20 protein-coding genes and 1 pseudogene are annotated in these 24,325 nt (G+C 75.0%); 11 read left to right on the top strand and 10 right to left on the bottom strand.

The features are described from left to right. Positions 1–89: 89 nt before the first annotated feature. Complete coding sequence (locus ABZ457_RS17635; RefSeq protein WP_359158469.1) at positions 90–1,502, bottom strand: FAD-dependent oxidoreductase; 1,413 nt, start codon at positions 1,500–1,502, stop codon at positions 90–92. A gap of 261 nt (positions 1,503–1,763) precedes the next feature. On the opposite strand from ABZ457_RS17635, the gene ABZ457_RS17630 reads away from it, so the two are divergent. Further along, positions 1,764–2,957 carry an alpha/beta hydrolase gene (locus tag ABZ457_RS17630; RefSeq protein WP_359158468.1) on the top strand — a complete coding sequence of 398 codons (1,194 nt, stop codon included), beginning with the start codon at positions 1,764–1,766 and terminating at the stop codon, positions 2,955–2,957. Between the two features lie 39 nt (positions 2,958–2,996). Here ABZ457_RS17630 and ABZ457_RS17625 read toward each other — a convergent pair whose 3' ends face one another. Continuing rightward, positions 2,997–3,473 (bottom strand): MarR family transcriptional regulator, encoded by a 477-nt coding sequence (locus ABZ457_RS17625; protein WP_359158467.1) that lies wholly within the window; start codon positions 3,471–3,473, stop codon positions 2,997–2,999. Next, positions 3,470–3,898 (bottom strand): MarR family transcriptional regulator, encoded by a 429-nt coding sequence (locus tag ABZ457_RS17620; protein WP_359158487.1) that lies wholly within the window; start codon positions 3,896–3,898, stop codon positions 3,470–3,472. The genes ABZ457_RS17625 and ABZ457_RS17620 overlap by 4 nt, the downstream gene beginning before the upstream one ends. 265 nt (positions 3,899–4,163) lie before the next feature. Between ABZ457_RS17620 and ABZ457_RS17615 the strand changes: the two genes are divergently transcribed. Further along, positions 4,164–4,949, top strand: coding sequence for a TSUP family transporter (locus tag ABZ457_RS17615; RefSeq protein WP_359158466.1), 786 nt, complete (start codon positions 4,164–4,166; stop codon positions 4,947–4,949). Between the two features lie 28 nt (positions 4,950–4,977). On the opposite strand, the gene ABZ457_RS17610 is transcribed toward ABZ457_RS17615, so the two are convergent. Further along, complete coding sequence (locus ABZ457_RS17610; RefSeq protein ID WP_359158465.1) at positions 4,978–5,601, bottom strand: class F sortase; 624 nt, start codon at positions 5,599–5,601, stop codon at positions 4,978–4,980. 135 nt (positions 5,602–5,736) lie between these two features. Further along, positions 5,737–6,252, bottom strand: coding sequence for a hypothetical protein (locus tag ABZ457_RS17605; protein ID WP_359158464.1), 516 nt, complete (start codon positions 6,250–6,252; stop codon positions 5,737–5,739). Positions 6,253–6,545: 293 nt separating this feature from the next. Here ABZ457_RS17605 and ABZ457_RS17600 point away from each other — a divergent pair, with 293 nt between their 5' ends. The 3 genes from ABZ457_RS17600 (at position 6,546) to ABZ457_RS17590 (ending at position 8,054) form a co-directional block, all read left to right on the top strand. Continuing rightward, positions 6,546–7,181 carry an NAD(P)H-dependent oxidoreductase gene (locus ABZ457_RS17600; RefSeq protein ID WP_359158463.1) on the top strand — a complete coding sequence of 212 codons (636 nt, stop codon included), beginning with the start codon at positions 6,546–6,548 and terminating at the stop codon, positions 7,179–7,181. Positions 7,182–7,311: 130 nt separating this feature from the next. Further along, positions 7,312–7,614 carry a divalent-cation tolerance protein CutA gene (gene cutA, locus ABZ457_RS17595; protein ID WP_359158486.1) on the top strand — a complete coding sequence of 101 codons (303 nt, stop codon included), beginning with the start codon at positions 7,312–7,314 and terminating at the stop codon, positions 7,612–7,614. Further along, entirely contained in the window at positions 7,611–8,054 is a 444-nt protein-coding gene (locus tag ABZ457_RS17590) for a gamma-glutamylcyclotransferase family protein (RefSeq protein WP_359158462.1), read from the top strand. The genes cutA and ABZ457_RS17590 overlap by 4 nt, the downstream gene beginning before the upstream one ends. 25 nt (positions 8,055–8,079) lie before the next feature. Here the strand turns inward: ABZ457_RS17590 and ABZ457_RS17585 are convergent, their stop codons facing one another. The 3 genes from ABZ457_RS17585 to ABZ457_RS17575 all read right to left on the bottom strand — a co-directional run bounded on the left by ABZ457_RS17585 (position 8,080) and on the right by ABZ457_RS17575 (position 11,743). After that, complete coding sequence (locus ABZ457_RS17585) at positions 8,080–10,242, bottom strand: molybdopterin oxidoreductase family protein (protein ID WP_359158461.1); 2,163 nt, start codon at positions 10,240–10,242, stop codon at positions 8,080–8,082. 182 nt (positions 10,243–10,424) lie between these two features. Beyond that, positions 10,425–11,006: a TIGR03086 family metal-binding protein gene (locus tag ABZ457_RS17580; protein ID WP_359158460.1), complete on the bottom strand. Its 582-nt coding sequence runs from the start codon at positions 11,004–11,006 to the stop codon at positions 10,425–10,427. Positions 11,007–11,035: 29 nt separating this feature from the next. After that, on the bottom strand, positions 11,036–11,743 hold the full coding sequence (locus tag ABZ457_RS17575; protein WP_359158459.1) for an ElyC/SanA/YdcF family protein: 708 nt from the start codon (positions 11,741–11,743) through the stop codon (positions 11,036–11,038). A 78-nt stretch (positions 11,744–11,821) separates the two neighbouring features. Between ABZ457_RS17575 and ABZ457_RS17570 the strand changes: the two genes are divergently transcribed. The 6 genes and pseudogenes from ABZ457_RS17570 (at position 11,822) to ABZ457_RS17545 (ending at position 20,462) form a co-directional block, all read left to right on the top strand. Continuing rightward, entirely contained in the window at positions 11,822–12,562 is a 741-nt protein-coding gene (locus tag ABZ457_RS17570; RefSeq protein WP_359158458.1) for a hypothetical protein, read from the top strand. Positions 12,563–12,906: 344 nt separating this feature from the next. Continuing rightward, positions 12,907–13,886: pseudogene (locus ABZ457_RS17565) on the top strand (CbiX/SirB N-terminal domain-containing protein). 105 nt (positions 13,887–13,991) lie between these two features. Further along, entirely contained in the window at positions 13,992–15,488 is a 1,497-nt protein-coding gene (locus tag ABZ457_RS17560; protein WP_359158457.1) for a deoxyguanosinetriphosphate triphosphohydrolase, read from the top strand. A gap of 311 nt (positions 15,489–15,799) precedes the next feature. Next, positions 15,800–17,077 carry an FAD-dependent oxidoreductase gene (locus tag ABZ457_RS17555; protein WP_359158456.1) on the top strand — a complete coding sequence of 426 codons (1,278 nt, stop codon included), beginning with the start codon at positions 15,800–15,802 and terminating at the stop codon, positions 17,075–17,077. 64 nt (positions 17,078–17,141) lie between these two features. Continuing rightward, on the top strand, positions 17,142–19,058 hold the full coding sequence (dnaG, locus tag ABZ457_RS17550; RefSeq protein WP_359158455.1) for a DNA primase: 1,917 nt from the start codon (positions 17,142–17,144) through the stop codon (positions 19,056–19,058). Positions 19,059–19,271: 213 nt separating this feature from the next. Then, complete coding sequence (locus tag ABZ457_RS17545; RefSeq protein WP_359158485.1) at positions 19,272–20,462, top strand: RNA polymerase sigma factor; 1,191 nt, start codon at positions 19,272–19,274, stop codon at positions 20,460–20,462. An 87-nt stretch (positions 20,463–20,549) separates the two neighbouring features. Here the strand turns inward: ABZ457_RS17545 and ABZ457_RS17540 are convergent, their stop codons facing one another. After that, positions 20,550–22,508: an ABC transporter ATP-binding protein gene (locus ABZ457_RS17540; RefSeq protein WP_359158454.1), complete on the bottom strand. Its 1,959-nt coding sequence runs from the start codon at positions 22,506–22,508 to the stop codon at positions 20,550–20,552. Continuing rightward, positions 22,505–24,238 carry an ABC transporter ATP-binding protein gene (locus tag ABZ457_RS17535; RefSeq protein WP_359158453.1) on the bottom strand — a complete coding sequence of 578 codons (1,734 nt, stop codon included), beginning with the start codon at positions 24,236–24,238 and terminating at the stop codon, positions 22,505–22,507. Before ABZ457_RS17535 ends, ABZ457_RS17540 begins: the two co-directional genes overlap by 4 nt. Between the last annotated feature and the right edge of the window lie 87 nt (positions 24,239–24,325).

Raw genomic sequence — 24,325 nt, 5'->3', positions numbered from 1 at the left:
CCGGACCTGCGGCGGGGCCGGTGGCCGGCGCCCGGCCGGGGGCGGGGGCGGACGTCACGGAAGGGGACGTCGCGGGGGTCGCAGCCATGTCAGGGGCCTCCATCATCGGTGAGCAGGTGGAGCAGGGGCACGGACGCGGGCAGGGCCTCGTCGCCCTCCCACGCCCGCGCGAGGTCGCCGACCGCGCCGAGGTCGCCGAGGAGCACGCCCCCGACCAGCCGGTCTTCCCGGACGACGACCTTCCGGTACGCGCCGCGGGTGGCGTCGGCGAGTTGCACGACGTCGTCCCCGGGACGGGGGACCGGGTCCCCGAACGCGGCGATGTCGAGGGCGGGGTGCGGGGCGGGCGGCGGCCCGGGGACCGGTGCGGGTGCCGGTCCCGTGGGCGGGCCGCCCGTCGGCCCGGGTGCCGTTCCCGGCGGCGGTCCGGCGGCGGCCGGTCCCGGGGGCGCTTCGGGGGCCGGGCCGTCCACCGGCCCCAGGGACGGAAGGGCCGCCAGGGTGAGCCTGGTCAGCGCCCTGGTGCCGGTGTAGCGGGGCGGCGCCGGAGGGCCGGCGGCACCCGGGCCCGAGCCCGGGGCGTCCGGTCCGCCGGCCCCGGAGATCTCCGCGAGGAGCACCCCCGCCAGGGCGTCCGCCTGGTCGAGGGCCGGGCCCGCGAGGCCGTGGACCACACCGTCGTGCTCCGCGCAGTCCCCGATCGCGTGGATGCGCGGGTCCGAGGTGCGCAGCTCGTCGTCGACGACGATCCCGCGCCGGACGTCCAGCCCCGCGTCGACCGCGAGGCCCACCCGGGGCCGCACACCGCACGCCAGCACCACGACCTCCGCGTCCAGCGCGAAGCCGTCCGCGAGGACCACGGCCCGGACCGCCCCGTCCCCGCCCGTGCGCAGCCCGCGCACCCGGCACTCGGTGTGCACCTCCACGCCGAGGCCCTCCAGATGGACCCGCAGCAACGCCGAGGCCACCGGGTCGAGCTGGCGCTCCATCAGGTGCTCGCCCTGCTGGGCCAGGACCACCTTCGCGCCCCGGGCCGCCAGGGCCCGCGCCGCCGAGACGCCGAGGAGCCCGCCGCCGACCACCACCGCCCGGGTACCGGGCACGGCGGTGGCGGCGGCCAGGGCGGCGCAGTCGTCCAGGGTGCGGAACGGGTGGACGCCGTCCGGCAGGACACGACCTGGACCCCGGAGCGGCGGCAGCACCGGGTTGGAGCCCGTGGCGAGGACCAGCCGGTCGTAGCGGAGGGCGGCGCCGTCCGAGCAGTGCACCAGCCGCCGGTCCCGGTCGACAGCGAGTGCCCGTACGCCCCGGCGCACCGGCACCCCGGGCAGCGCGATCACCTCGGGCCCGTACCGCCCCGCCAGCACCTCGGCGAGGAGCACGCGGTTGTACGGGGCGTGGCTCTCCTCGCCGACGACGGTGACGCGGGCCGCGTCACCGAGCCGGCGCGCGAGCCGGGCCCCCGCCGGGCCGGCGCCGATCACCACGATCTCCGAAGTCATGCGGACAGCGTGCGTCGCCGGTGTTACCCGGCCGGATCCCCGTTGTTTCCCGCGGGGAACCTTGACCTCAGCGGCGGGCCGCGCACGGTGTGAGCCCGGCGGCCCGCCGGAAGGCCGTGTTCCCGTGCCCACCGGGGCGGAGACGACGGTTCCGCACGAGGGTGGCGTGTTCCGGACTCCGCCGAGGGTCGTATGCGCCCGCCGCCCGAGTACGCCCCGGGGCCGACGCGGAGCCCGCCCCGCCGCCCGTAGCGTCCAGGCATGATCAAATCGACCCGGGCGGCCGTGGCCGCCACGATCCTGTCCCTCGCCGCCGTCGCCTTACCGGCGGGCTCCGCCGCCGCTGCCACCACCCCGCAGCCACCCGCGCCCGCCGCCACCGCCGCACCCGCCGACCGGCTCGCGCTGCCCGCCCCCACCGGCGCCCACCGCCTGGGGAGGGCCGAACTCCACCTCGTCGACCGGTCCCGGACCGACCCCTGGGTGCCCGGGGCCGACGGGCGGGAACTGATGGTCACCCTGACCTACCCGGCCGCCCGTCACGGCCACGGCCCCGGGCAGCCGCGTCCCGTCCGCTACGCCGCCGAGACGGAGGCCCGGCTGCTGCTGGCGGGCGTCGGGGTGACGGACCCGGCCGATGTCCGCGAGGTGGCGCGGACGCGCACCCACGCCACGGCCGGGGCGCGGCCCGCCCCGGGACGGCACCCCCTGGTGCTGCTGTCGCCGGGCTTCGGGGTGCCGCGCTTCACCCTGACGACCCTCGCGGAGGACCTCGCCTCGCGCGGCTATGTGGTCGCGTCCGTCGACCACGCGTACGAGTCCTCCGGGACCGCCGTGCCGGACGGGCGGGTCCTCACCTGCGTGGCCTGCGAGGCTCTCGACGAGGGCGGGGTGCCCGCGAGCGTCGTGACGGACACCCGGGCGGCGGACATGCGGTTCCTGCTGGACCGGCTGACCGGCCCGCGGCCCGCCTGGGCGGGCGCCTCCTCGATCGACCGGTCCCGGATCGGCATGGCCGGGCACTCCATCGGCGGGGCCGCGGCCGCCACCGCCATGGCCCGCGACCGGCGGATCGACGCGGGCGTCAACATGGACGGCGCGTTCTGGGACGCGTCCCCCGCCGCGCTGGACGGGCGGCCGTTCCTGCTGCTCGGCACCGACGACGAGGTGCACCGCCCGGGCGGGACCGGCACGTGGGACACGGCCTGGAGGCAACTGGACGGCTGGAAGCGCTGGTTGACGGTGGCCGGCTCGGACCACTTCAGCTTCTCCGACGGGCCGCTGCTCCAGAGCCGCTTCGGCCTGCCCGCCGGGGAGATCGCCCCGGGCCGGGCGGTCGCCGTCACCCGCGCCTATGTCGGCGCGTTCCTCGACCGGCAACTCCGAGGCGTACCAAGCCCGTTGCTCGACGGGCCCAGCCGCCTCCACCCGGAGGTGCGCTTCCACCACCGCTGAACCGGTGCGCCGGCGCGGGTCCGCGGACCCGCGCCGGTGTCAGGCGGCGCCCAGTTCGGCGTCGGCGCGCTCCGTGACCAGCGCCAGGACGCGGCCCGCGGCGGCCAGGTCCCCGGCCGGGATGCCCGCGTAGAGCCGGGCGGCGATCGCGGCGGACTCGGCGGCGGTGGTCTCGTACAGGGCCCGCCCGGCGTCGGTGAGCCGGACCCGGGCCGCCTCCCCGGCCGCCAGCAGCCCCGCGGCCGTCAGCTCCTCGATCACCTCGCGGACGACCGGCTCACCGGCCTTCAGCGAGCCGTCGACCTCGCCCACGAGCCGGTCGCGGCCGACGCTCCCGCCCGCGACCGCCACGGCCCGGAGGGTCACGCTCTGGTGGAAGGTGGTGCCGTGGCGGGCGAGCGTCCGCTCCAGCAGGGCGCGCGAGGCGTAGTGCGCGAGAGCGACGGCCCGGCCGTTCACGGGAGCGGGGGCAGGGGAGGGGCCGAGGGGGCCGGGAGTGGCAGAGGTACTGGTCATGACTGCTCCTTGTCGTTCGCGGCGAACGGATCGAGAGGTGCGTCGAGCAGGGCCGCCAGCTCACGGGTGAACTGCCGTGCGCGCGGGCCGTCCCGGCCCCCCAGCGGCTCCATGAGCTGGTCCAGCAGACCCTGGACCACCGTGATCGCGCGCCGGGTCGTGTCCTCCCCCTGCCCGGTGAGGGCGAGCCGCATGGCGCGCGGGTCGTCCGGGTCACGGGTGCGGGCGACGAGCCCGGCGGCCTCCAGGGCGCGGGCGAGCTTGGAGACGTACAGCGCCTCCAGCCCGGTGTGGTCGGCGAGCCGGCGCTGACTGGGCCGCAGCCCGGAGCGCGCCATGCCGTACAACGACGCCATCAGCGCGTACTGGGCGTGCGTCAGGCCCAGGGGGGCGACCGCCCGGTCGACGGCCACCCGCCACTTCATGGACAGACGCCAGACCAGGAACCCGGCCGTGGGCCCCGGGAGGCCGCCCTCGGGGCCTTTCACCGCTTCTGCTGAACTCACCCGAGAAACAGTACATGGCTACTATGTACATGGCTACTGTTTTCGCGCGCCGGGCCGGGCGTCCGGGTCGGGCCGGGCGTCCGCGCCGGGCGGGCCGGCACCCGGGTGCGGCGAAGCTCAGAACGCGCTCAACTCTTCGGAGATCGTTGGACGGGGCACCTATCCCGTTCATAGGGTTCTGCGAGTGCCCGACATATCGCTGACCACCCTGGTCCTCCTGTGCATCGCGGCCGCCCTGGCCGGCTGGATCGACGCGGTCGTGGGCGGCGGCGGGCTGCTGCTGCTCCCCGCGCTGCTGCTCGGACTCCCGCAGACGGGCGCCGCGCACGTCCTCGGCACCAACAAGGCGGTGGCCATCGTCGGCACCACCGGCGCGGCGGTCACCTATGTGCGCAAGGCGCCGGTCCAGGTGGGCACGGCGGTACGGATCGGCCTCGCCGCCCTCGCGGGCTCGATGGGCGGCGCCTTCTTCGCGGCGGGGATCAGCAGCGAGGTGCTGCGCCCGGTGATCATGGTGGTCCTGCTGGGCGTGGCCGCCTTCGTGATGCTGCGGCCCACCTTCGGCACCGCGGCCCCGGAGGACCGGCGCAAGGTCACCCGGGCGCGGACCGTCGCGGCGATCGTGCTGGTCGGCGGCGGGATCGGCTTCTACGACGGCCTCTTCGGCCCCGGCACCGGCACCTTCCTGGTCCTCGCGCTGACCGCGGTCCTCCATCTCGACCTGGTCACCGCCTCCGCGACCGCCAAGATCGTCAACGTCTGCACCAACGCCGGGGCGCTGGCGATGTTCGCGTACCAGGGCACGGTCCTGTGGCAGCTCGCCGCGCTGATGGCCGTGTTCAACCTGGCGGGCGGCATGTTCGGCGCGCGGATGGCCCTGCGCAAGGGCAGTGAGTTCGTCCGGGGAGTGCTGCTGGTGGTGGTCTTCTCGCTGGTGGCCAAGCTCGGCTTCGACCAGTGGAACGCGTGAGTCCGGCCCCTGGCGGGCCGGGGCCCGGTCACGCCTGGCGGACGCCGATCAGATGCCCGTACGCCACCACATTGCCCTGGTAGCCGGTCTTCTCCGAGAAGCCGCCCCCGCAGGTGATCACCCGCAACTCGGCGCGATCGCTGGGGCCGTAGACCTTCTCGTCGGGGAACGCGTCCGCCTCGTAGACCTCGATCGCGTCGATGGTGAACACGGCCGTGCGGCCGTCCCGGCGTGCGATCTCGACGCGATTGCCCTTCTTCAGGGCGCCCAGGCTGTAGAAGACGGACGGGCCCCGCGCGTTGTCGACATGGCCCGCCACGATCGCCGTGCCCTTGGCGCCGGGGGTCGTCCCGTCGCGGAACCAGCCCGCCAGGTTCCGGTCCCCGGCCGGCGGGACCTCCAGGCTGCCGTCGCCGTTCAGGCCGAGGCCGCTCACCGGGGCGTCCACGTCGATCTCGGGGATGCGCAGGCGCACCGGGGGTGAGGCGGGCAGCGGGTCGGCGGCGGCGTCGGTGTGCTGGTTGGGCCCGGCGGCGAACGCCTCGGCGGCCGTCGGCATCGGCGGGGTGACGTCCTGGACGCCGTTGTGGACCAGCCACAGGCCGGCGCAGACGGCGAGGACCAGGGCCCAGCCCTTCACCTTGGCGGTCATCGACAACTCCGTTGGTGCGAACGGTCCTTGGCGCGAAGAGTCCTGGTGCGAACGGACGGCACCCCGCCCCCGCCGGCTCGGGACCTGGCGGGAGCGGGGGCTCAGGCGGTACGGGCGCGGCCGGGGCCGCCCCCGTCAGCCGCCCTGCGTGCCGCTCGCCCGGCGACGCAGGAACAGGCCCCCGCCGACGGCGGCCGCGGTCAGTACCGCCACGCCCGCCGCGATCTGGGTGGTGTCCGGGCCGACGCTGCCGCCGACACCGGTCTTGACGTGGCCGCTCGGGGTGTCCGGCTTGTGGTGGTGGCGCACGGTCACGTCGCCCGTGGCCTCCTTGCCGTTCTTGCAGAGCACGCCGATCCCGTACGTCCCGGAGCGCGTGTCGTGCGGCACGGTGAACTCGCCCACCACGAGCTCCTTGTGCGTGCCCGGCCACAGCTTGAACTCGCCCGCGCCCAGCGAACCGGCGTCGCCGACCCCGCGGCCGTTCTTGCCGCACGCCTCGGTGCTCACGGTGACGGTGTCGCCGGGGGCGACGGCCTGCGGGTAGATCTCCAGCGAGCCGAAGTCCCCGGCGTGGGTCGCCTGGGCGCCCAGGGCCGTCGAGGCGACGACCAGCGCGGCGCCGGTCAGCAGGCGGACGGTGGTGCGCATGTGATCCTCCGTGGAGCGCGGGATGCGGGCTGCGTCTCCTCCGAGAAAAGAGTCCCGGCACGGCCGCTGCCTGCTGATGAGGCATCAGATCAATCGGCCGAAGCATGCGTGTCGCGCTGGACGCGGGGGATTCCCGCAGGTCAGGACGGTGCCTGCGCGGGCTTCCCGGGCGTGGCGCCCGGTGTGGCGAACGGGTGACGGTCCGGTGACGGTCCCCTTACGGTGGGTCACCCGGCGGCCGGGTCCTCGTGGAGCTTGACCTCAAGTTAACTTGAGGTTGAATGCTGCCGTGCATGGACACCGACACGCCCGGCACCACCACGCCCACCCCGACCGCCACCGGCGCCGACCGCGCCCCGCTGCGCCTCGCCGTGATCCTCGGCAGCAACCGTGAGGGACGCTTCGGCCCGACCGTCGCCGAATGGTTCCTCTCCCGTGCCGCCGCCCGCGAGGACTTCGCCGTCTCCTTCGTCGACCTCGGCGAGAACCCGCCACCGGCGGCCCTGACCGCCACCCCCTCGCCCGAGGACGCGGCCCGGCTCGCCGCCGTGACACCGGAACTGGACGCGGCGGACGCCTTCGTCGTTATTACTCCTGAGTACAATCACTCCTTCCCCGCCGTTCTCAAGTCCCTCGTCGACTGGCACTACGGCGAGTGGCAGGCCAAGCCCGTGGCCTTCGTCTCCTACGGGGGCATGTCCGGCGGGCTGCGGGCCGTCGAGCAACTGCGCCAGGTCTTCGCCGAGATGCACGCCGTCACCGTCCGGGACACGGTCTCCTTCCACAACGCCGGGGCCCGCTTCGACGACGCCGGCAACCACCTCGACCCGGCCGGGCCCGACGCGGCGGCCAAGGCGATGCTCGACCAACTGGCCTGGTGGGCGGCCGCGCTCCGGGACGCCAAGGCGGTGCGGCCCTACACGGGGTGACCTCCCCGGGCCCCGGTGCGTACGGTGGACCCGACGCGGGCCCGCGCGCCCGCGTCCGCCCCGGACCCGCCCTGGCTGAGGAGACCGCACCGTGGAGGAACCGCAGGCCGCGCCGCCGCTGCTGGCCGTCATGACCACGACCGACAGTGCCGAGAAGGCGGAACTGCTCGCCCGGGGCGCCGTCGAGGCCCGGCTCGCCGCCTGCGCCCAGGTCTCCGCCCCGGTCGTCTCCGTCTACCACTGGCAGAACGCGATCGAGAGCAGCCAGGAGTGGCAGGTCCTCTTCAAGACCACCCCGGAGTGCTACCCCGCCCTGGAGGCGCACCTCACCGCCGCGCACGACTACGACACCCCGGAGGTCATCGCCTTCCCCGTGGTGCGCGCCTCGGCGGCGTACACGGCGTGGGCGCGGGCGGAGACGGCGGCGCCATGACCGGACCGCTCCCCTTCTTCGTCTATGGCACCCTGCGGCCGGGCGGCCCCAACCACGCGCTCTTCCTGGCCGGCCGCACGGTCGCGGAGGAACCCGCCCTGCTGCCGGGCGCGTTGCTCTACGACGGCCCCGGCTACCCGTACGCGGTCGACGATGCCTCGGGCGCGGGCCGGGTCGCGGGCGAGGTGGTCACGGCCCGCCCGGGGGAGTACGCCCGGCTGCTCGCCGAGCTGGACCGGCTGGAGGAGTACCTCGCGCCGGGCGACCCGCGCAATCTGTACGAGCGGGTCGTGCGCGAGGTCGTCCGCCCCGGCGGCGGCTCGCCGCTGCACGCCTGGGTCTACGTGGCCGGGGCGGAGGTCGCGCGCGGGCTCCTGACGGGCGGCGCCCTCGTCCCGGACGGCGACTGGGCGCGGCGGCGCACGGCCGACCCGGCCTGAGGGGCCGGGCCGCGCGGACGGCCCCTCAGGCCGGGACCGCGACCGGGCCGCCGGCCACCCGTTCCACCCGCACCGCGCACACCTTGAACTCCGGCATCCGCGAGGTCGGGTCGAGCGCCGGGTTGGTCACCGTGTTCACCCGGCCCGCGCCGGGCCAGTGGAAGGGCATGAACACCGTGTCCGGCCGGATCGAGCGGGTGATCCGGGCCGGGCCCTCCGCGCGCCCCCGCCGGGAGACCACCGCCACCGGCTCCCCCTCGGCCACCCCGAGCCGTTCCGCCAGCCGGGGGTGGAGTTCCACGAACGGCCCGGGAGCGGCCGCGTTCAGCTCCTCCACCCGGCGGGTCTGCGCCCCCGACTGGTACTGCGCCACGACCCGTCCCGTGGTCAGCAGCACCGGGTAGGCCGCGTCCGGCTCCTCCCCGGCGGGCCGGTGGGTCACCGGGACGAACCGGGCCCGCCCGTCCGGGGTCGCGAACCGGTCCAGGAACAGCCGGGGCGTGCCGGGGTGGGGTGTCGGCGCGTCCTCGTCGCCGTCTGTGACGGGATCCTCCGGGCAGGGCCAGAACACCCCGTCCTCCGCCGCGATCCGGCGGTAGGTGATCCCCGAGTAGTCCGCGGGCCCGCCCGCCGAGGCCCGGCGCAGTTCGCCGAAGACCTCCTCCGGGTCGGTGGGGAACCCCTTCTCGTGCCCGAGCAGCCCGGCGAGCGCGTGCAGCACCGCCAGATCGCTGCGTACGCCCGGCGGCGGGTCGAGCGCCCGGCGGCGGAGCAGGACCCGGCCCTCCAGGTTGGTCGTCGTACCGGTCTCCTCCGCCCACTGCGTCACCGGCAGCACCACGTCCGCGAGCGCCGCCGTCTCCGAGAGGACGACGTCCGCGACCGCGAGAAAGTCCAGGGACCTGATCCGCTCCTCCACATGGGCCGCGCGCGGGGCCGAGACCACCGGGTTGGAGCCCATCAGCAGCAGGGCCCGGACGTCCCCGCCGAGGGCGTCGAGGAGTTCATAGGCGCTGCGGCCCGGCCCCGGCAGGGACTCGGGCGGCACCCCCCACACCCCGGCGACATGCGCGCGGGCCGCCGGGTCGTCCAGCCGCCGGTAGCCCGGGAGCTGGTCCGCCTTCTGGCCGTGCTCGCGCCCGCCCTGGCCGTTGCCCTGGCCGGTGAGGCAGCCGTAACCGGAGAGCGGGCGTCCGGCCCGGCCGGTGGCCAGGCAGAGGTTGATCCAGGCGCTGACCGTGTCCGTCCCCTTGGACTGCTGCTCGGGGCCCCGGGCGGTGAGCACCATGCCGGTCGGCGCGTCGCAGAACAGCCGGACCGCCTCGCGGAGTTGCGGTACGCCGACGCCGGTGATCCGCTCCACCAGCTCCGGCCAGTGGGCCATCGCCGCCGACCGGGCCTCCGCCCAGCCGGTCGTGCGGGCGGCGATGAACTCCTCGTCCGCGCGCCCCTCCGCGACCACGAGGTGCAGCAGCCCGAGGGCGAGCGCGAGATCGGTGCCGGGGCGGGGCGCGAGATGCAGATCGGCCAGTTCGGCGGTGCGGGTGCGCCGGGGGTCGACCACGATCAGCCGGCCGCCGTTCTCCTTCAGCTCGGTGAGATAGCGCACCGCGGGCGGCATGGTCTCCGCCGGGTTGGAGCCGACGAGGATCACACAGCCGGTCCTCGGCACGTCCTCCAGCGGGAACGGCAGCCCCCGGTCCAGCCCGAAGGCCCTGTGGTGCGCGGCGGCGGCCGAGGACATGCAGAAGCGGCCGTTGTAGTCGATCTGGGAGGTGCCGAGCACCACCCGGGCGAACTTGCCGAGGGTGTACGCCTTCTCGTTGGTCAGGCCCCCGCCGCCGAACACGCCCACGGCGTCCGCGCCGTGCGCGGCCCGGACACCGGACAGTCCGTCCGCGATCGTCCGCAGTGCCTCCTCCCAGGTGGCCGACTCGAGCCGGCCTGTGGCGTGGGACCGGACGAGCGGTTCGGTCAGGCGCACCCGGGAGGAGAGTACGGCGGGGGCGGTGCGGCCCTTGCCGCACAGCGCGCCCCGGTTCACGGGGAAGTCGGCGCGCTCCACCACCTCGGCGACCGCGCCTGCCGCCGCCTCGGCCCCCGTCGCGGCGCGCAGGTTCATCCCGCACTGGAGGGCGCAGTAGGGGCAGTGGGTGGGGGTGCCGGCCCCGCTGGTCTCGTCGCGCATACCGGCCAGCGTGGGACGCGCGTGTTACGCGGGCGGGCGCGGCGCATTACGGGTGCGGTACGCGCCCCTCCGCGCGACCCCGTCGCCGCGGTGAGGTGCGCGGACGGGCCCGGGGCCCGGCGCGCGCGGTCCGCGGCCTGGGGCGTCCGGTCCCGGCCCGGCCCAGGGCCCGGTCCGGTGGGTCAGCCGCGGCGGCCGAGCACGGCCAGCAGCCGGGACTGCGCGCTGTCGCCCGGCGGGGGCTCGACCGGCGGCGCGAACAGACCGGTTCCGGCCAGATCGTCCGCGTACGGCGTGACCTCGGCCAGCGCGAAGTCGACCAGCCGCGCGGGCAGCCGGTCCGGGACGCCGATCGCGCGGGACAGGTCCCAGGCGTGCACCACCGCGTCCGCCGTCATCTGCGCGCAGTAGGCGACCGCGGGCGTCTCCCCGTACGAGAGCACCACCGTCCGGGCCGTCGCGCCCTCGGCCACGAACGCCTCCCGGGCGCCGGCCGCCGCCGCGTCCCAGGCGGCGACCGGGTCCGCGCCGAGGACGTCCCCGTCGTACGCGTCGCCGACCGCCTCCGGGTCCGCGCCCCTGGTCACCAGCTCCGGCACCCAGAGCTGCTCGGCCGTGAGGTGGTTGACCAGATCGCGCACGGACCACTCGGCGCAGGGCGTCGGGGCGTCCCACTGGTCGGGCCCGACCGCGTGGACCCGGGCGGAGAAGAGGTCGAGGGCCTCGGAGTGGCGGGCGAGCAGCGCGGCGGTGTCGTTGTCCATGCGGCAACTGTGGCGCGTCGCGGGCCGGTTCAGCGGGACGCGGCCGCCGACGCCGCCTCCAGCGCGTCGCGGACCCCGGGCTCCCGCGTGCCCAGGAAGTGCGGGTCCGGCTTGAACACCAGGTCGAGTGTCGCCTTGCCCGCCGCGAACAGCTCCCGGGTGCTGCTGTAGTACCAGGTGTGGTCGTGCCGCTCGGAGACCCCGACGCCGTAGGAGTCCACGCCGGCGGCCCGGCACAGGGAGACGGCCCGGCGGATGTGGAAGCTCTGCGTCACCAGCACGGCCCGGTCGACGCCGAAGATCTTCTTCGCGCGGACGCAGGAGTCCCAGGTGTCGAACCCGGCGTAGTCGCTGACGATCCGGTCGTCGGGGACGCCGCGTTCCGTGAGGTAGGTCCGCATGGCGTCCGGCTCGTCGTACTCGACCCGGCTGTTGTCGCCGGTGACCAGGACGACCTTGGCGCGGCCGGTCCGGTACAGCTCGGCGGCCGCGTCCAGCCGGTGCGCGAGGTAGCGGGTGGGGCGGCCGTTCCACAGCCCGGCGCCGAAGACGACCACCACGTCCCGCGCGGGCGCCGCCTCGACCGTGCGCAGCCGGCTGTCGGCGCTCGCGTGGAGCCAGGTCGCGGGCAGCAGCGCGAGCACGCAGCCGAGCATGACCGCCTGCACGGTCCGCCGCCGCGCCCGCCGGCTCGGCCGCGCCACCGCGCGGACCAGTCTTCGGACCTGCTCTCTCATGATCCCCTCCCGCAGGTCAGACGCGTTCCGGCGGAAAAAGGTTCGCTCCGGGGCGGGCCGGGCCGCAGGATCGGCGCCATGACCTCCGCCTCCGCCTCCTCCCTGGCCGCTGGAGTGGCGACCGCCGCCCGCAACAACGCCCTGTGGTGCGCCACCATGTGCCGTGCGCACGGCGTGCCGGGAGTCTTCGGGGAGCGCGTGTGGTCCGCCGCGCGCCCCACGCCCCCGCTGTACCCGGACGCCGTGACCCTCGCCCCGGACGCCTCCGCCGCCGAGGTGCTGGACGCGCTGGGCGACCGCGCCCCGGGCGCCTCGGTCAAGGACTCCTTCGGCGCGCTGGACCTCTCGGACGCGGGGTTCTCCGTCCTCTTCGAGGCGAACTGGCTGTACCGCCCGGCCGGTGCCCCCGCCCCGGCGGCTCCGCCGCGCACCCACTGGTCCGCGGTGACCACCGAGGCGGGACTCACGGAGTGGGCCCACGCCTGGGCCGGCCCGGACGGCCCCGCCACCCTCTGGCGCCCGTCCCTCCTCGCGGACCCGTCCACCACGGTTCTCGCCGCGCACCCCGAACCGGGCGCCGGCCGCCCGGTGGCGGGCGCGGTGGTGACGGCCGCCGGGGGAGCGGCCGGCGTCTCCAACCTCTTCGCCACCGACGACGACCTCGACGCCGCGTGGGCGGGCTGCCTGGCCGCCGTGACGACCCGCCACCCCACCCTCCCGATCGTCGGCTACGAGTCCGGCCCGCCGCTCACCGCCGCCACCGGCCACGGCTGCGCCGCCTTGGGCCCGCTTCGGGTGTGGGTCCCCACCGCCCCCTGACGGCCCGGGCCACGGCCCCGCCCTCACCGCCGCCCGCCACCAGGGCTGCGAGTCCCTGGGCCCCCTCCGGGTGTGGCTCGGCTCCACACCCCCCTGACCCGTTCGCCGGCCGGCCGCCCCTGCGGCCGGCTCGCCGGAGCGCGCCGCTCCGTCCGTTTGGCCCGGCCCCGCCCGGCCCCGCGGGGCCACCCCGACGTGAACGGGTCGCGGTCCCCGGCCGCGACCCGTTCGTGCCGGCCGCATCCGGAAACCGCTCAGCCGGCGAATTCCCCGTGTGAGTCAGGCGAAAAGGTCCGTCACCGTCGCGCAACAAGGAGGCAACCTGCGGCGGACACCATCGGTTCATGACGGAGCCGGAACACCTTCGCGAGTCCCTGCCCCTTCCCACCTCCGCCGCCGACCGGGAGAACCCCGCCGCCGGGGTGCCGCCGCACGAGGTCGCGCAGTTCGACACCACCGCGCAGCTCCTCACCCGCATCACCGCTCAGCTCGGCACCCAGCTGAGTCACGTCCGACTGAACGGAACCCGCCCCGCATGCACCGGACCAGCTCCCGGGCCGCCGACGCCCGGCCCGTCCTCGTCGCCGTCGCCCACGGCAGCCGCGACCCGCGCGCCGCGCGTACCGTGTCCGCGCTCCTCGACCGGGTCCGCGAGCTCCGCCCCGGTCTCGACGTCCGCCTCGGCCACATCGAGCTGAACGAGCCCCGGCTCGACGACACCCTCGCCGGGCTGCGCGGCGCGCCGGCGGTGCTGGTGCCGCTGCTCTTCGGCCGGGGGTACCACGTCACCCACGACCTGCCCCGCGCCGCGGCCGCCGCGGCCCCCGCGCCGGGCGCCGCCGCCCCGCGGATCGCCGCGCCGTTCGGCCCGCACCCGCTGCTGGTCGAGGCCCTGGCCGCCCGGCTCGCCGAGGCCGGCTGGTCGGACCGGGACAGCGGCAGCCGCACGGCCGGTGTGGTCCTCGCGTCCGCCGGGTCCCGCGCCCCCGCGTCCGCCGAGGACACCCGCCGGATCGCCGCGCTGCTCGCCGAACGGCTCGGGGTGCCGGTCGTCGCCGCGTACGCCTCCGCCCTCGCGCCCGCCGTCCCCGCCGCCGTCCGCGCCCTCACCGCGCGCGGCCGGCACCGGATCGCGGTGGCCTCCTGCTTCACCGCCCCCGGCCTGTTCGCCACGCGCTGCGCCACCGCCTCGCCCTGGATCGCGGCCGAACCCCTCGGCGCGCACCCGGCCCTGGCCCGGCTGGTCCTGCACCGCTACGACGAGGCCCTGGCCCGCCCCGGCGTGCCGGCGCCCGCCCGCGCGCAGCACCTCGTGCCCGCCTGAGCCCCGCCGGGCCGGACTCGAGCGCCGGTGGAGCCGCCCCCGGGACCGCGTCACATCAGCCATGTCCTGGTCCCGGCTGTCCGCGCCGCCGGTTACCTTCGGTGCATGGACGGCACTGGCACCACCGGCACCGACGGCATCACCTGGCCCCACGACCCCGAGGCGGCGGCCCCCCGCGCCCCGCGCGGCGGGACATGGCCGCACGACCCCGAGGCACCCGCCACCGCGCCCGGCGCGGCCGACGGCGGCCACCGCGCGGCACCGCGCCCACCCGCCCGCGCCCCCGAGTCGCGGGCCGTCGCCGGCCACACCACCGACGCCTCCGGTGCCGACGGGTACGACGAGCACGCCGTCGAGCGGTACGCGTCCGAGCCCGACAAGCGCCCCGGCCGGACCGCGTTCCAGCGCGACCGGGCCCGGGTCCTGCACTCCTCCGCGCTGCGCCGCCTCGCCGGGAAGACCCAGGTCGTCACGCCCGGCAGCCGCGGCCACTCCTGGGACGCCAGCCCCCGCACCCGGCTGACCCACTCCCTGGAGTGCGCCCAGATCGGCCGCGAGCTGGGCGCGGCCCTCGGCTGCGACCCGGATCTCGTCGAGGCGGCCTGCCTCGCGCACGACATGGGCCACCCGCCCTTCGGCCACAACGGCGAGCAGGCCCTCAACGAGTTCGCCGCCGACTGCGGCGGCTTCGAGGGCAACGCCCAGTCCCTGCGGCTGCTCACCCGTATCGAGCCCAAGCGCTTCACCCGGGACCCGGAGACCGGCGAGCACGTCAGCGTCGGCCTCAACCTCACCCGCGCCGCCCTGGACGCGGCCACCAAGTACCCCTGGCCGCGCGGCGGTCACCCGGCCGACCCCGACCACGTCAAGTTCGGGGTGTACGAGGACGACCTGCCGGTCTTCGCCTGGGTGCGCGAGGGCGCCCCCGAGCACCGCAAGTGCTTCGAGGCGCAGGTGATGGACTGGTCGGACGACGTGGCGTACTCGGTCCACGACTTCGAGGACGGCCTGCACGCCGGGCACATCGACCCCAACTGCCTGCTCTCCGCGACCGAACGGGAGGGCATCTGGGCGGTTGCCATCGGCCGCTATGTGCCCGCCGACACCTCGCCCGACGAGCTGTCCGAGGCCCTGGACCGGCTGATCGACGCCCCGTGGTGGCCGCACCACTACGACGGTTCGGCGGTCGCCCAGGCCCGGTTGAAGGACGCGACCAGCCAGCTCATCGGCCGTTTCGCGCTCGCGGCCGAGGGCGCGACCCGGGAGGCGTTCGGCGGTGGCCGGCTCACCCGCTACGACGCCGAACTGGTCGTTCCGCGCGCGACCCGCAACGAGTGCGCCGTCCTCAAGGCGGTCGCCGACCGCTATGTGATGCAGCGCGCCGAGCAGGAGGTGCTCCGCGCCGACCAGCGGGTGGTGCTCGCCGAGCTGGCCGCCGCGCTCACCGCCCGCGCGCCGGAGGGCCTGGAGCCGCAGTTCCGCGCGCTCTTCGACGCGGCGCCGGACGACCGGGCGCGCAAGCGGGTGATCGTCGACCAGCTCGCCTCGCTGACCGACGCCTCCGCCCGCACTCTGCACGAGCGCCTGCCGCAGCGCCGCTGACCCCGCCCGCGCCGGGCGCGCACCCGTCCCGAGCCCGCCCGCGCCGCGTCCCGGAGGGCGCGCGCCCCGTGCCCGGCCTGGCGCGCCGACCCCGCCCGCCGGCGCGCGCCCCGCGAACGCCCCCGGCGCGCGGCGACCGTCCGCGCGCCGTCCGGGAACGCGGCGCGTGCCGTGATCGTTTGTCGTTTCGTCCGGTATGACACTCCCGAGGGGCACTCCCTCTTCCGCCATCACGCTCAGTGCGGGACGCTCGCAGATGCCGAACAGCACTGGGACGTACGCGGTGCTGGGACTTACGAGGAGGCAACACCGTGGTCGACGCAGATCGGACCTTCGTCATCGTCGGAGGCGGACTGGCCGGGGCCAAGGCCGCCGAGACGCTGCGCGCCGAGGGCTTCACCGGGCGGGTGATCCTCGTCGGGGACGAACGGGACCGCCCGTACGAGCGTCCACCGCTGTCCAAGGGCCTGCTCGCCGGCAAGGAGGAGCGGGACGGCGTCTTCGTCCACGAGCCCGGCTGGTACGCGCGCTCCGAGGTCGAACTCCACCTCGGCCAGACCGCCGTGTCCATCGACCGGGCGGACAAGTCGGTCCGCCTGGGTGACGGCGCCCTCCTCCACTACGACAAGCTGCTGATCGCCACCGGCGCCGAGCCCCGCCGTCTCGACGTGCCCGGCACCGACCTCGCCGGTGTGCACCATCTGCGCCGCCTCTCCCACGCCGACCGGCTCCGCCGCGTCCTCGCCACCCTCGGCAGGGACAACGGCCATCTGGTGATCGCCGGGGCCGGCTGGATCGGCCTGGAGGTCGCCGCGGCCGCCCGGGGGTACGGCGCGGAGGTCACCGTCGTCGAGCCCGAGCCCACCCCGCTGCACGGCGTCATCGGCCCCGAGCTGGGCCAGGTCTTCGCCGATCTGCACCAGCAGCACGGCGTCCGCTTCCACTTCGGCGCCCGCCTCACCGAGATCACCGGCCAGGACGGCATGGTCCTCGCCGCCCGCACCGACGACGGCGAGGAGCACCCCGCCCACGAGGTCCTCGCCGCCATCGGCGCCGCCCCGCGCACCGCGCTCGCCGAGGGTGCCGGCCTGGAGCTGGCCGACCGCGCCCACGGCGGCGGCATCGCGGTGGACGCGAGCCTGCGCACCTCCGACCCCGACATCTACGCGGCGGGGGACGTCGCCGCCCAGCAGCACCCCCTGTTCGGCACCCGGCTGCGCGTCGAGCACTGGGCGAACGCGCTGAACGGCGGGCCCGCCGCCGCCCGCGCCATGCTCGGCAGGGACGTGACGTACGACCGCGTCCCGTACTTCTTCTCCGACCAGTACGACCTCGGCATGGAGTACTCGGGCTGGGCCCCGCCCGGCTCCTACGACCAGGTCGTCCTCCGGGGCGATGTGGGCAAGCGCGAGTTCATCGCCTTCTGGCTCTCCGAGGGCCGGGTCCTCGCCGGGATGAACGTCAATGTGTGGGACGTCACCGAGCCGATCCAGCGGCTGATCCGCGAGCGGACCCCGGTCGACGCCCAGGCCCTGGGCGACCCGGACGTGTCGATCACCGACCTGGCCGGCGGCCCCCGGGGCGACTAGGAGTTGTCCGGCTCCGGCGGCCGGCCCGGGGAGGAGTGTCCCCGCACCCCCGTAGAATTCACGCGTGGCAGGCAGGATCAACGACGACGACGTGAAGGCGGTGCGGGACGCCGTCCCGATCGACGCCGTCGTGTCCGAGTACCTCCAGCTCCGCAACGCGGGCGGCGGCAACCTCAAGGGCCTCTGCCCCTTCCACGACGAGAAGTCCCCCTCCTTCCAGGTCAGCCCCAGCAAGGGTCTCTTCCACTGCTTCGGCTGCCAGGAGGGCGGCGACACGATCGCCTTCGTCATGAAGATCGACCACCTGTCGTTCTCCGAGACGGTGGAGCGCCTCGCCGCCCAGGCCGGCATCACCCTGCGGTACGAGGAGGGCGGGTACAACCCCACCCACCAGCGCGGGGAGCGCATCCGCCTGGTCGAGGCGCACAAGGTGGCCGCCCAGTTCTATGGGGAGCAGCTCGGCTCGCCCGAGGCCGAGATCGGCCGGAAGTTCCTCGCCGAGCGCGGCTTCGACCAGTCCGCCGCCGAGCACTTCGGTGTCGGCTACAGCCCAGCCGGCTGGGACCACCTCACCCGCTTCCTGCGCGGCAAGGGCTTCAGTGACAAGGAGCTGGTCCTCTCCGGCCTCTCCCAGGAGGGCCGCCGGGGCCCGATCGACCGCTTCCGGGGCCGGCTGATGTGGCCCATCCGGGACATCACCGGCGAGGTCGTCGGCTTCGGCGCGCGCAAGCTCCGCGAGGACGACAACGGCCCCAAGTACCTGAACACCCCCGAGACCGCGATCTACAAGAAGTCGCACGTCCTCTACGGCATCGACCTCGCCAAGAAGGAGATCGCCCGCACCAGCCGGGCGGTCGTGGTCGAGGGGTACACGGATGTGATGGCCTGTCACCTCGCGGGCGTCACCACCGCCATCGCGACCTGCGGCACGGCCTTCGGCGGCGACCACATCAAGATCCTCCGACGGCTGCTGATGGACAACGCCACCGCCGAGGTGATCTTCACCTTCGACGGCGACGCGGCCGGTCAGAAGGCCGCCCTGCGCGCTTTCGAGGACGACCAGAAGTTCGCCGCCGAGACCTCCATCGCGATCACCCCGGGCGGGATGGACCCCTGCGAACTGCGGCTCGCCGAGGGGGACCCCTCGGTGCAGAAGCTCGTCGAGTCGCGCACCCCCCTCTTCGAGTTCGCCATCCGCCACACCGTCTCCCGCCACAACCTGGAGACCCCGGCGGGCCGCGCCGCCGCGCTGGACGAGGCGGCGCCCATCGTCGCCGGCATCAAGAACATCGCCATCCAGCACGAGTCGGCCGTCCAGCTCGCGGGCATCCTCGGCATCCTGGACACCCAGTTCGTGGTCAAGCGGGTCGCCCAGCTCGCCCGCTGGGCCCGTGACCGCGGCGGCCGGGGCCCCGGCTCGGGCCCGCAGGACCGCCGCGCCCCCGCGCACCGCGCGGCGGAGACCCCGGCGGCTCCCCAGGCGCCGTCCGGCCCGGCCCTCAACCTGCGCAGCCCCGCCCACCGCACCGAGCGGGAGCTGCTCAAGCTGGCCCTCCAGCACCCCGCCCTGGTCTCGCCCGCCTTCGACGCCTACGGCGCCGACGAGTTCACCGCCCCGCCGTACGCGGCCGTCCGCCGCACCATCGAGGAGGCGGGCGGAGCCGAGCAGGGCGCGGCCGACACCCCCGGCTACCTCGCCCGCGTCCGCGACACCGCCCCCGACGACACCGTCCGCGCCCTCGTCACCGAACTGGCCGTGGAGGCGATCCACGCCCGCACGGTCGACGAGGTCTACGCGGGCGTCCAGCTCGTCCAGGTCCGCCTGCGCGCCGTCGACCGCCGCATCCGCGAGATCCAGGGCACCCTGGCCCGCCTCGGCAACAACGCCGACCCCCAGCAGTACGCGGCCGTGGCCAATGACCTCTGGGTCCTCCAGCAGTACGGCCAGGCCCTCCGCAACCAGGGCGCGGCGGCCCTCTAGCCCACCCGCCGCGCCTGCCGCCCGCGCCGAGCCCGCCCACCGCCTCCGCCGCGCTCCGGCCCGCGCGCCGAGCCCTCCCGCCGCGCCGGAGCGCGCCGCCCGCCCGATCCCGGCAGACCGCCACACAGAGGGCATCCGCGTAACCGCCCGGTCACGCCGGGTCCCAAAAAGTCGCCGCACGCCCCTCGTGGCGGGGATGTGTCGTACCCCACACTGGGGGCGGTGCCTGAGCCCTCGGAGCTGTCGTACGCCCCCGATCCGGCAGCGATCACCCTGGAGGTCGCCCCCGTGCAGACCCGGACCCTGAGCGAGACCGAGACCCCGGCGGTGACGGCACCCGCTGGCCGCGAGGCCGACCAGGTGCCCGCGCAGGGCCTGCCCGCCGGGCACCCGGAGGCGCCGGAGCCCGCGCCCGCCGGACCGGCGGAACTGGTGGAGGACCCCGAACTGCCCGAGCCGCCGCCGCGGCCCACCGGCCGGGCCGCCGACGGCTCGGGCCCCTCCTCGGACCTCTTCCGCCAGTACCTGCGCGAGATCGGGCGCATCCCGCTGCTGACCGCGGCGGAGGAGGTCGAACTCGCCCGCCGGGTCGAGGCCGGGCTCTTCGCCGAGGAACGCCTCGCGGTCACCGACCCGGACTCGCAGCTCGCGGTCGACCTGGACCGGCTCGTCGTCATGGGCCGGGTCGCCAAGCGCCGGCTGATCGAGGCGAACCTGCGGCTCGTGGTCTCGGTCGCCAAGCGGTACGTCGGCCGCGGGCTGACCATGCTCGACCTGGTCCAGGAGGGCAACCTCGGTCTGATCCGGGCCGTCGAGAAGTTCGACTACGCCCGCGGCTACAAGTTCTCGACGTACGCGACCTGGTGGATCCGCCAGGCGATGTCCCGCGCCCTCGCCGACCAGGCCCGCACCATCCGGGTCCCGGTCCATGTGGTGGAGCTGATCAACCGGGTGGTCCGCGTCCAGCGCCGGATGCTCCAGGAACGCGGCTACGAGCCCACCCCCGAGGAGGTCGCCGCCCAGCTCGACCTGCCGCCCGAGCGCGTCGGCGAGGTGCTGCGCCTCGCCCAGGAGCCCGTCTCCCTGCACGCGCCCGTCGGCGAGGAGGACGACGTGGCGCTCGGCGACCTGATCGAGGACGGGGACGCGGCCTCGCCCGTCGAGTCCGCCGCCTTCCTGCTGCTGCGCGAGCACCTGGAGGCGGTCCTCTCCACCCTCGGGGAACGCGAGCGCAAGGTCGTCCAGTTGCGGTACGGGCTGGCCGACGGGCGGCCCCGCACCCTGGAGGAGATCGGGCGGCTGTTCGGCGTCACCCGGGAGCGCATCCGCCAGATCGAGTCCAAGACGCTGAGCCGGCTCCGCGACCACGCCTTCGCGGAACAGCTCCGCGGCTACCTCGACTGAACGACCGGACACCGGCCGCCGGAACACCGGCCGACCGGGCCGGACGACGGAACCGGGGTCGCCCGCCCCGGCCCCGGCCGGCTCCGCTCAGTCGACCTCCGCCACCGCCTGGGCGAACTGCGCCGCGTACAGCCGCGCGTACGCCCCCTGCGCCGCGAGCAGTTCACCGTGGGTGCCCTGCTCCACGATCGCGCCGGCCTCCATCACCAGGATCACGTCCGCGTCCCGGATCGTGGAGAGCCGGTGCGCGATCACGAAGCTGGTCCGGCCGTGCGACAGCCGCGCCATCGCCCGCTGGATCAGCACCTCGGTGCGGGTGTCCACCGAACTGGTCGCCTCGTCGAGGACCAGGATCACCGGATCGGAGAGGAACGCCCGCGCGATGGTGATGAGTTGCTTCTCACCGGCGCTCACCCCGGAGCCCTCGTCGTCGATCACCGTGTCGTAGCCCTCGGGCAGGGTCCGGACGAACCGGTCGGCGTGCGCGGCCCGGGCCGCCTCCTCGATCTCCTCGCGGGTCACCTGCCGGGAGGCCCCGTAGGCGATGTTCTCCGCGATGGTGCCGCCGAACAGCCAGGTGTCCTGGAGGACCATCCCGATCCCGGAGCGCAGTTCCTCGCGCGGCATCCCCGCGATGTCCCGGCCGTCCAGGGTGATCCGCCCGCCGGTCACCTCGTAGAACCGCATCAGCAGATTGACCAGGGTCGTCTTGCCCGCGCCCGTCGGGCCCACGATCGCGACCGTGTGGCCCGGCTCCACCGTGAGGGACAGGTCCTCGATGAGGGGCTTGTCCGGCTCGTAGCGGAAGGAGACCTTCTCCATCGCCACCCGCCCCTCGGCCCGGGCCGGCGGCAGCACCGTCCCGCCCGTGCCCACCACCCGCGCGGGCGCGTCCGGTTCCTGCTCCTGCGCGTCCAGCAGCTCGAAGACCCGCTCGGCGGAGGCGACGCCCGACTGCACCAGGTTCGCCATCGAGGCCACCTGGGTCAGCGGCATCGAGAACTGCCGCGAGTACTGCACGAACGCCTGCACATCACCGATCGACAGCGTCCCCGAGGCCACCCGCAGCCCGCCGACCACCGCGACCAGCACATAGTTGAGGTTGGACACGAAGAACATCAGCGGCTGCATCATCCCGCTGTTGAACTGCGCCCGGAACCCGGCCTCGTACAGCGCCTCGTTCTGCTCGGCGAAGTCCCGCGCGGACTCCTCCTGGCGGCCGAAGACCTTGACCAGGGAGTGCCCGGTGTACATCTCCTCGATGTGCGCGTTGAGCGTGCCCGTCGACTTCCACTGCTGCACGAAGTGCGGCTGCGAGCGCTTGCCGACGCGGGTCGCCACGACCACCGACACCGGGACCGTCACCAGGGCCACCAGCGCCAGCAGCGGGGAGATCCAGAACATCATCGCCAGCACGCCGACGATGGTCAGCAGCGAGTTGATGAGCTGGCCCAGCGACTGCTGGAGGGTCTGGGAGATGTTGTCGATGTCGTTGGTCGCCCGGCTCAGCACCTCACCGCGCCGCGCCCGGTCGAAGTACGACAGGGGCAGCCGGGACAGCTTCGTCTGCACGTCCTCCCGCATCCGGTACACGGTCCGGTTGATGACCGTGATCGACAGCCGGGTCGCCACCAGCATCAGCAGGCCCGCCGCCACGTACACGACCAGCGCGGCGAGGAGGACGTTGCCCACCGCCGTGAAGTCGATGCCCTCGCCCGGGGTGAAGTCCACCCCGGAGAGCATGTCGGCGAGCCCGCCGTCGCCGTCCGCCCGGATGTCCGCGACCGCCTGCTCCTTGGTGGTCCCCTCGGGCAGCTCCCGGCCGACGACCCCCGCGAAGACCAGGTCGGTCGCCATCCCCAGGATCTTCGGCCCGACCACCGACAGCGCGACGCTCAGCACACAGGCGCCCAGCATCACCCAGAGCGCGGCCCGTTCGGGCGCGAGCTGCCGCAGCAGCCGCTTGCCCGAGCCCTTGAAGTCCATGGAACGGTCGCCGGGCGCCCCGCCGGCCATCATCCGTCCCGCCACACCCGGTGCGCTCATGCCGCCTCGGCCTCCGTCAGCTGCGAGAGCACGATCTCCCGGTACGTCTCGTTGGTCTCCATCAGCGCGTGATGGGTGCCCGTCCCCACGACCCGGCCCTCGTCCAGGACCACGATCCGGTCGGCGTCGCGGATGGTGGACACCCGCTGGGCCACGATCACCACGGTCGCGTCGGCGGTCTCGGCGGCGAGCGCGGCCCGCAGGGCGGCGTCCGTCGCGTAGTCGAGGGCGGAGAAGGAGTCGTCGAAGAGGTAGATCTCCGGCCGCTGCACCAGCGTCCGCGCGATGGCCAGCCGCTGCCGCTGGCCGCCGGAGACATTGGTGCCGCCCTGCGCGATCGGCGCGTCCAGACCGGCTTCCAGCCCGCGTACGAAGTCGGCGGCCTGCGCCGTCTCCAGGGCGGCCCACAGCTCCGCGTCGCTCGCGTCCGGGTTCCCGTAGCGCAGATTGGTGGCGACCGTCCCGGAGAAGAGGTACGGCTTCTGCGGCACCAGCCCGACCGTACGGGCGAGCAGCGCCGGGTCGAGCTCCCGGACGTCCACGCCGTCCACGAACACCTCGCCGCCGGTCACGTCGAACAGCCGGGGCACCAGCCCCAGCAGGGTGGACTTGCCGCTGCCGGTGGAGCCGATGACGGCGGTGGTCTCCCCGGGCCGGGCGTTCAGGGAGACGGCGTGCAGCACCGGCTCCTCGGCCCCCGGGTAGCGGAAGTCGACGTCCCGCACCTCCAGCAGCCCCCGGGCGCACAGCTCCCGCACCGGCGCGGGCGGCGGGACGACGCTCGACGCGGTGTCCAGCACCTCCTGGATCCGCTCGGCGCACACCTCGGCCCGCGGCACCATCATGAACATGAAGGTGGCCATCATCACGGCCATCACGATCTGCATCAGATACGCGAGGAACGCGGTCAGCGCGCCGATCTCCATGCCCCCGCCGTCGATGCGGTGGGCGCCGAACCAGACGACCGCGATCGAGGACACGTTCACCACGGTCATCACGGTCGGGAACATCAGGGCCATCAGCCGGCCGGTCGCCATGGAGACGTCGGTCAGCTCCTGGTTGGCCCGCGCGAACCGCCGCTTCTCGTAGTCGTCGCGGACGAAGGCGCGGATCACGCGGTTGCCGGTGATCTGCTCGCGCAGCACCCGGTTCACGGTGTCCAGCCGCTCCTGCATGGTCCGGAACAGCGGCCGCATCCGCCGCACGATCAGGGAGACCGCGATGCCCAGCACCGGCACCACCGCCAGCAGCACCGCGGACAGCGGCACGTCCAGCCCGAGCGCGAGCACGATGCCGCCGACGCACATGATCGGCGCCGAGACCATCAGGGTGAACGCCATCAGCACCAGCATCTGGATCTGCTGGACGTCGTTGGTGGTCCGGGTGATCAGGGACGGCGCCCCGAAGTGCCCGACCTCCCGCGCGGAGAAGCTCTGCACCCGGTCGAAGACGGCGGCCCGCACGTCCCGCCCGAGCGCGGCGGCGGTACGCGCCCCGAGGAAGACGGCCCCGATGTTGCACAGCACCTGGACGACGCTGATGCCGATCATCAGTGCGCCGAGGGACAGGATGTAGCCCGTGTCCCCCTTCACGACACCGTCGTCGATGATGTCCGCGTTGAGGGTCGGCAGATAGAGGGTGGCGCTGGTCTGCAGCAGTTGCAGCACCACCAGCAGGGCGAGGGGGCGTTTGTACGGGCCCAGACGGGTCCGCAGCAGTCGTATCAGCACAGTGCTGTCTCTCGGGTTCGGCAGGATCGGCAGGCTCGGCAAGATCGGAGGACATCCCATCTTCCGGCACCCGCCCGCCGGAACCCC

Origin of the sequence: Streptomyces sp. NPDC005805 (assembly GCF_040630445.1) — a bacterium.
GTDB lineage: Bacteria > Actinomycetota > Actinomycetes > Streptomycetales > Streptomycetaceae > Streptomyces.
Note: the sequence above shows the minus strand (reverse complement) of the source record. Positions and strands in the feature narration are given on the sequence as shown.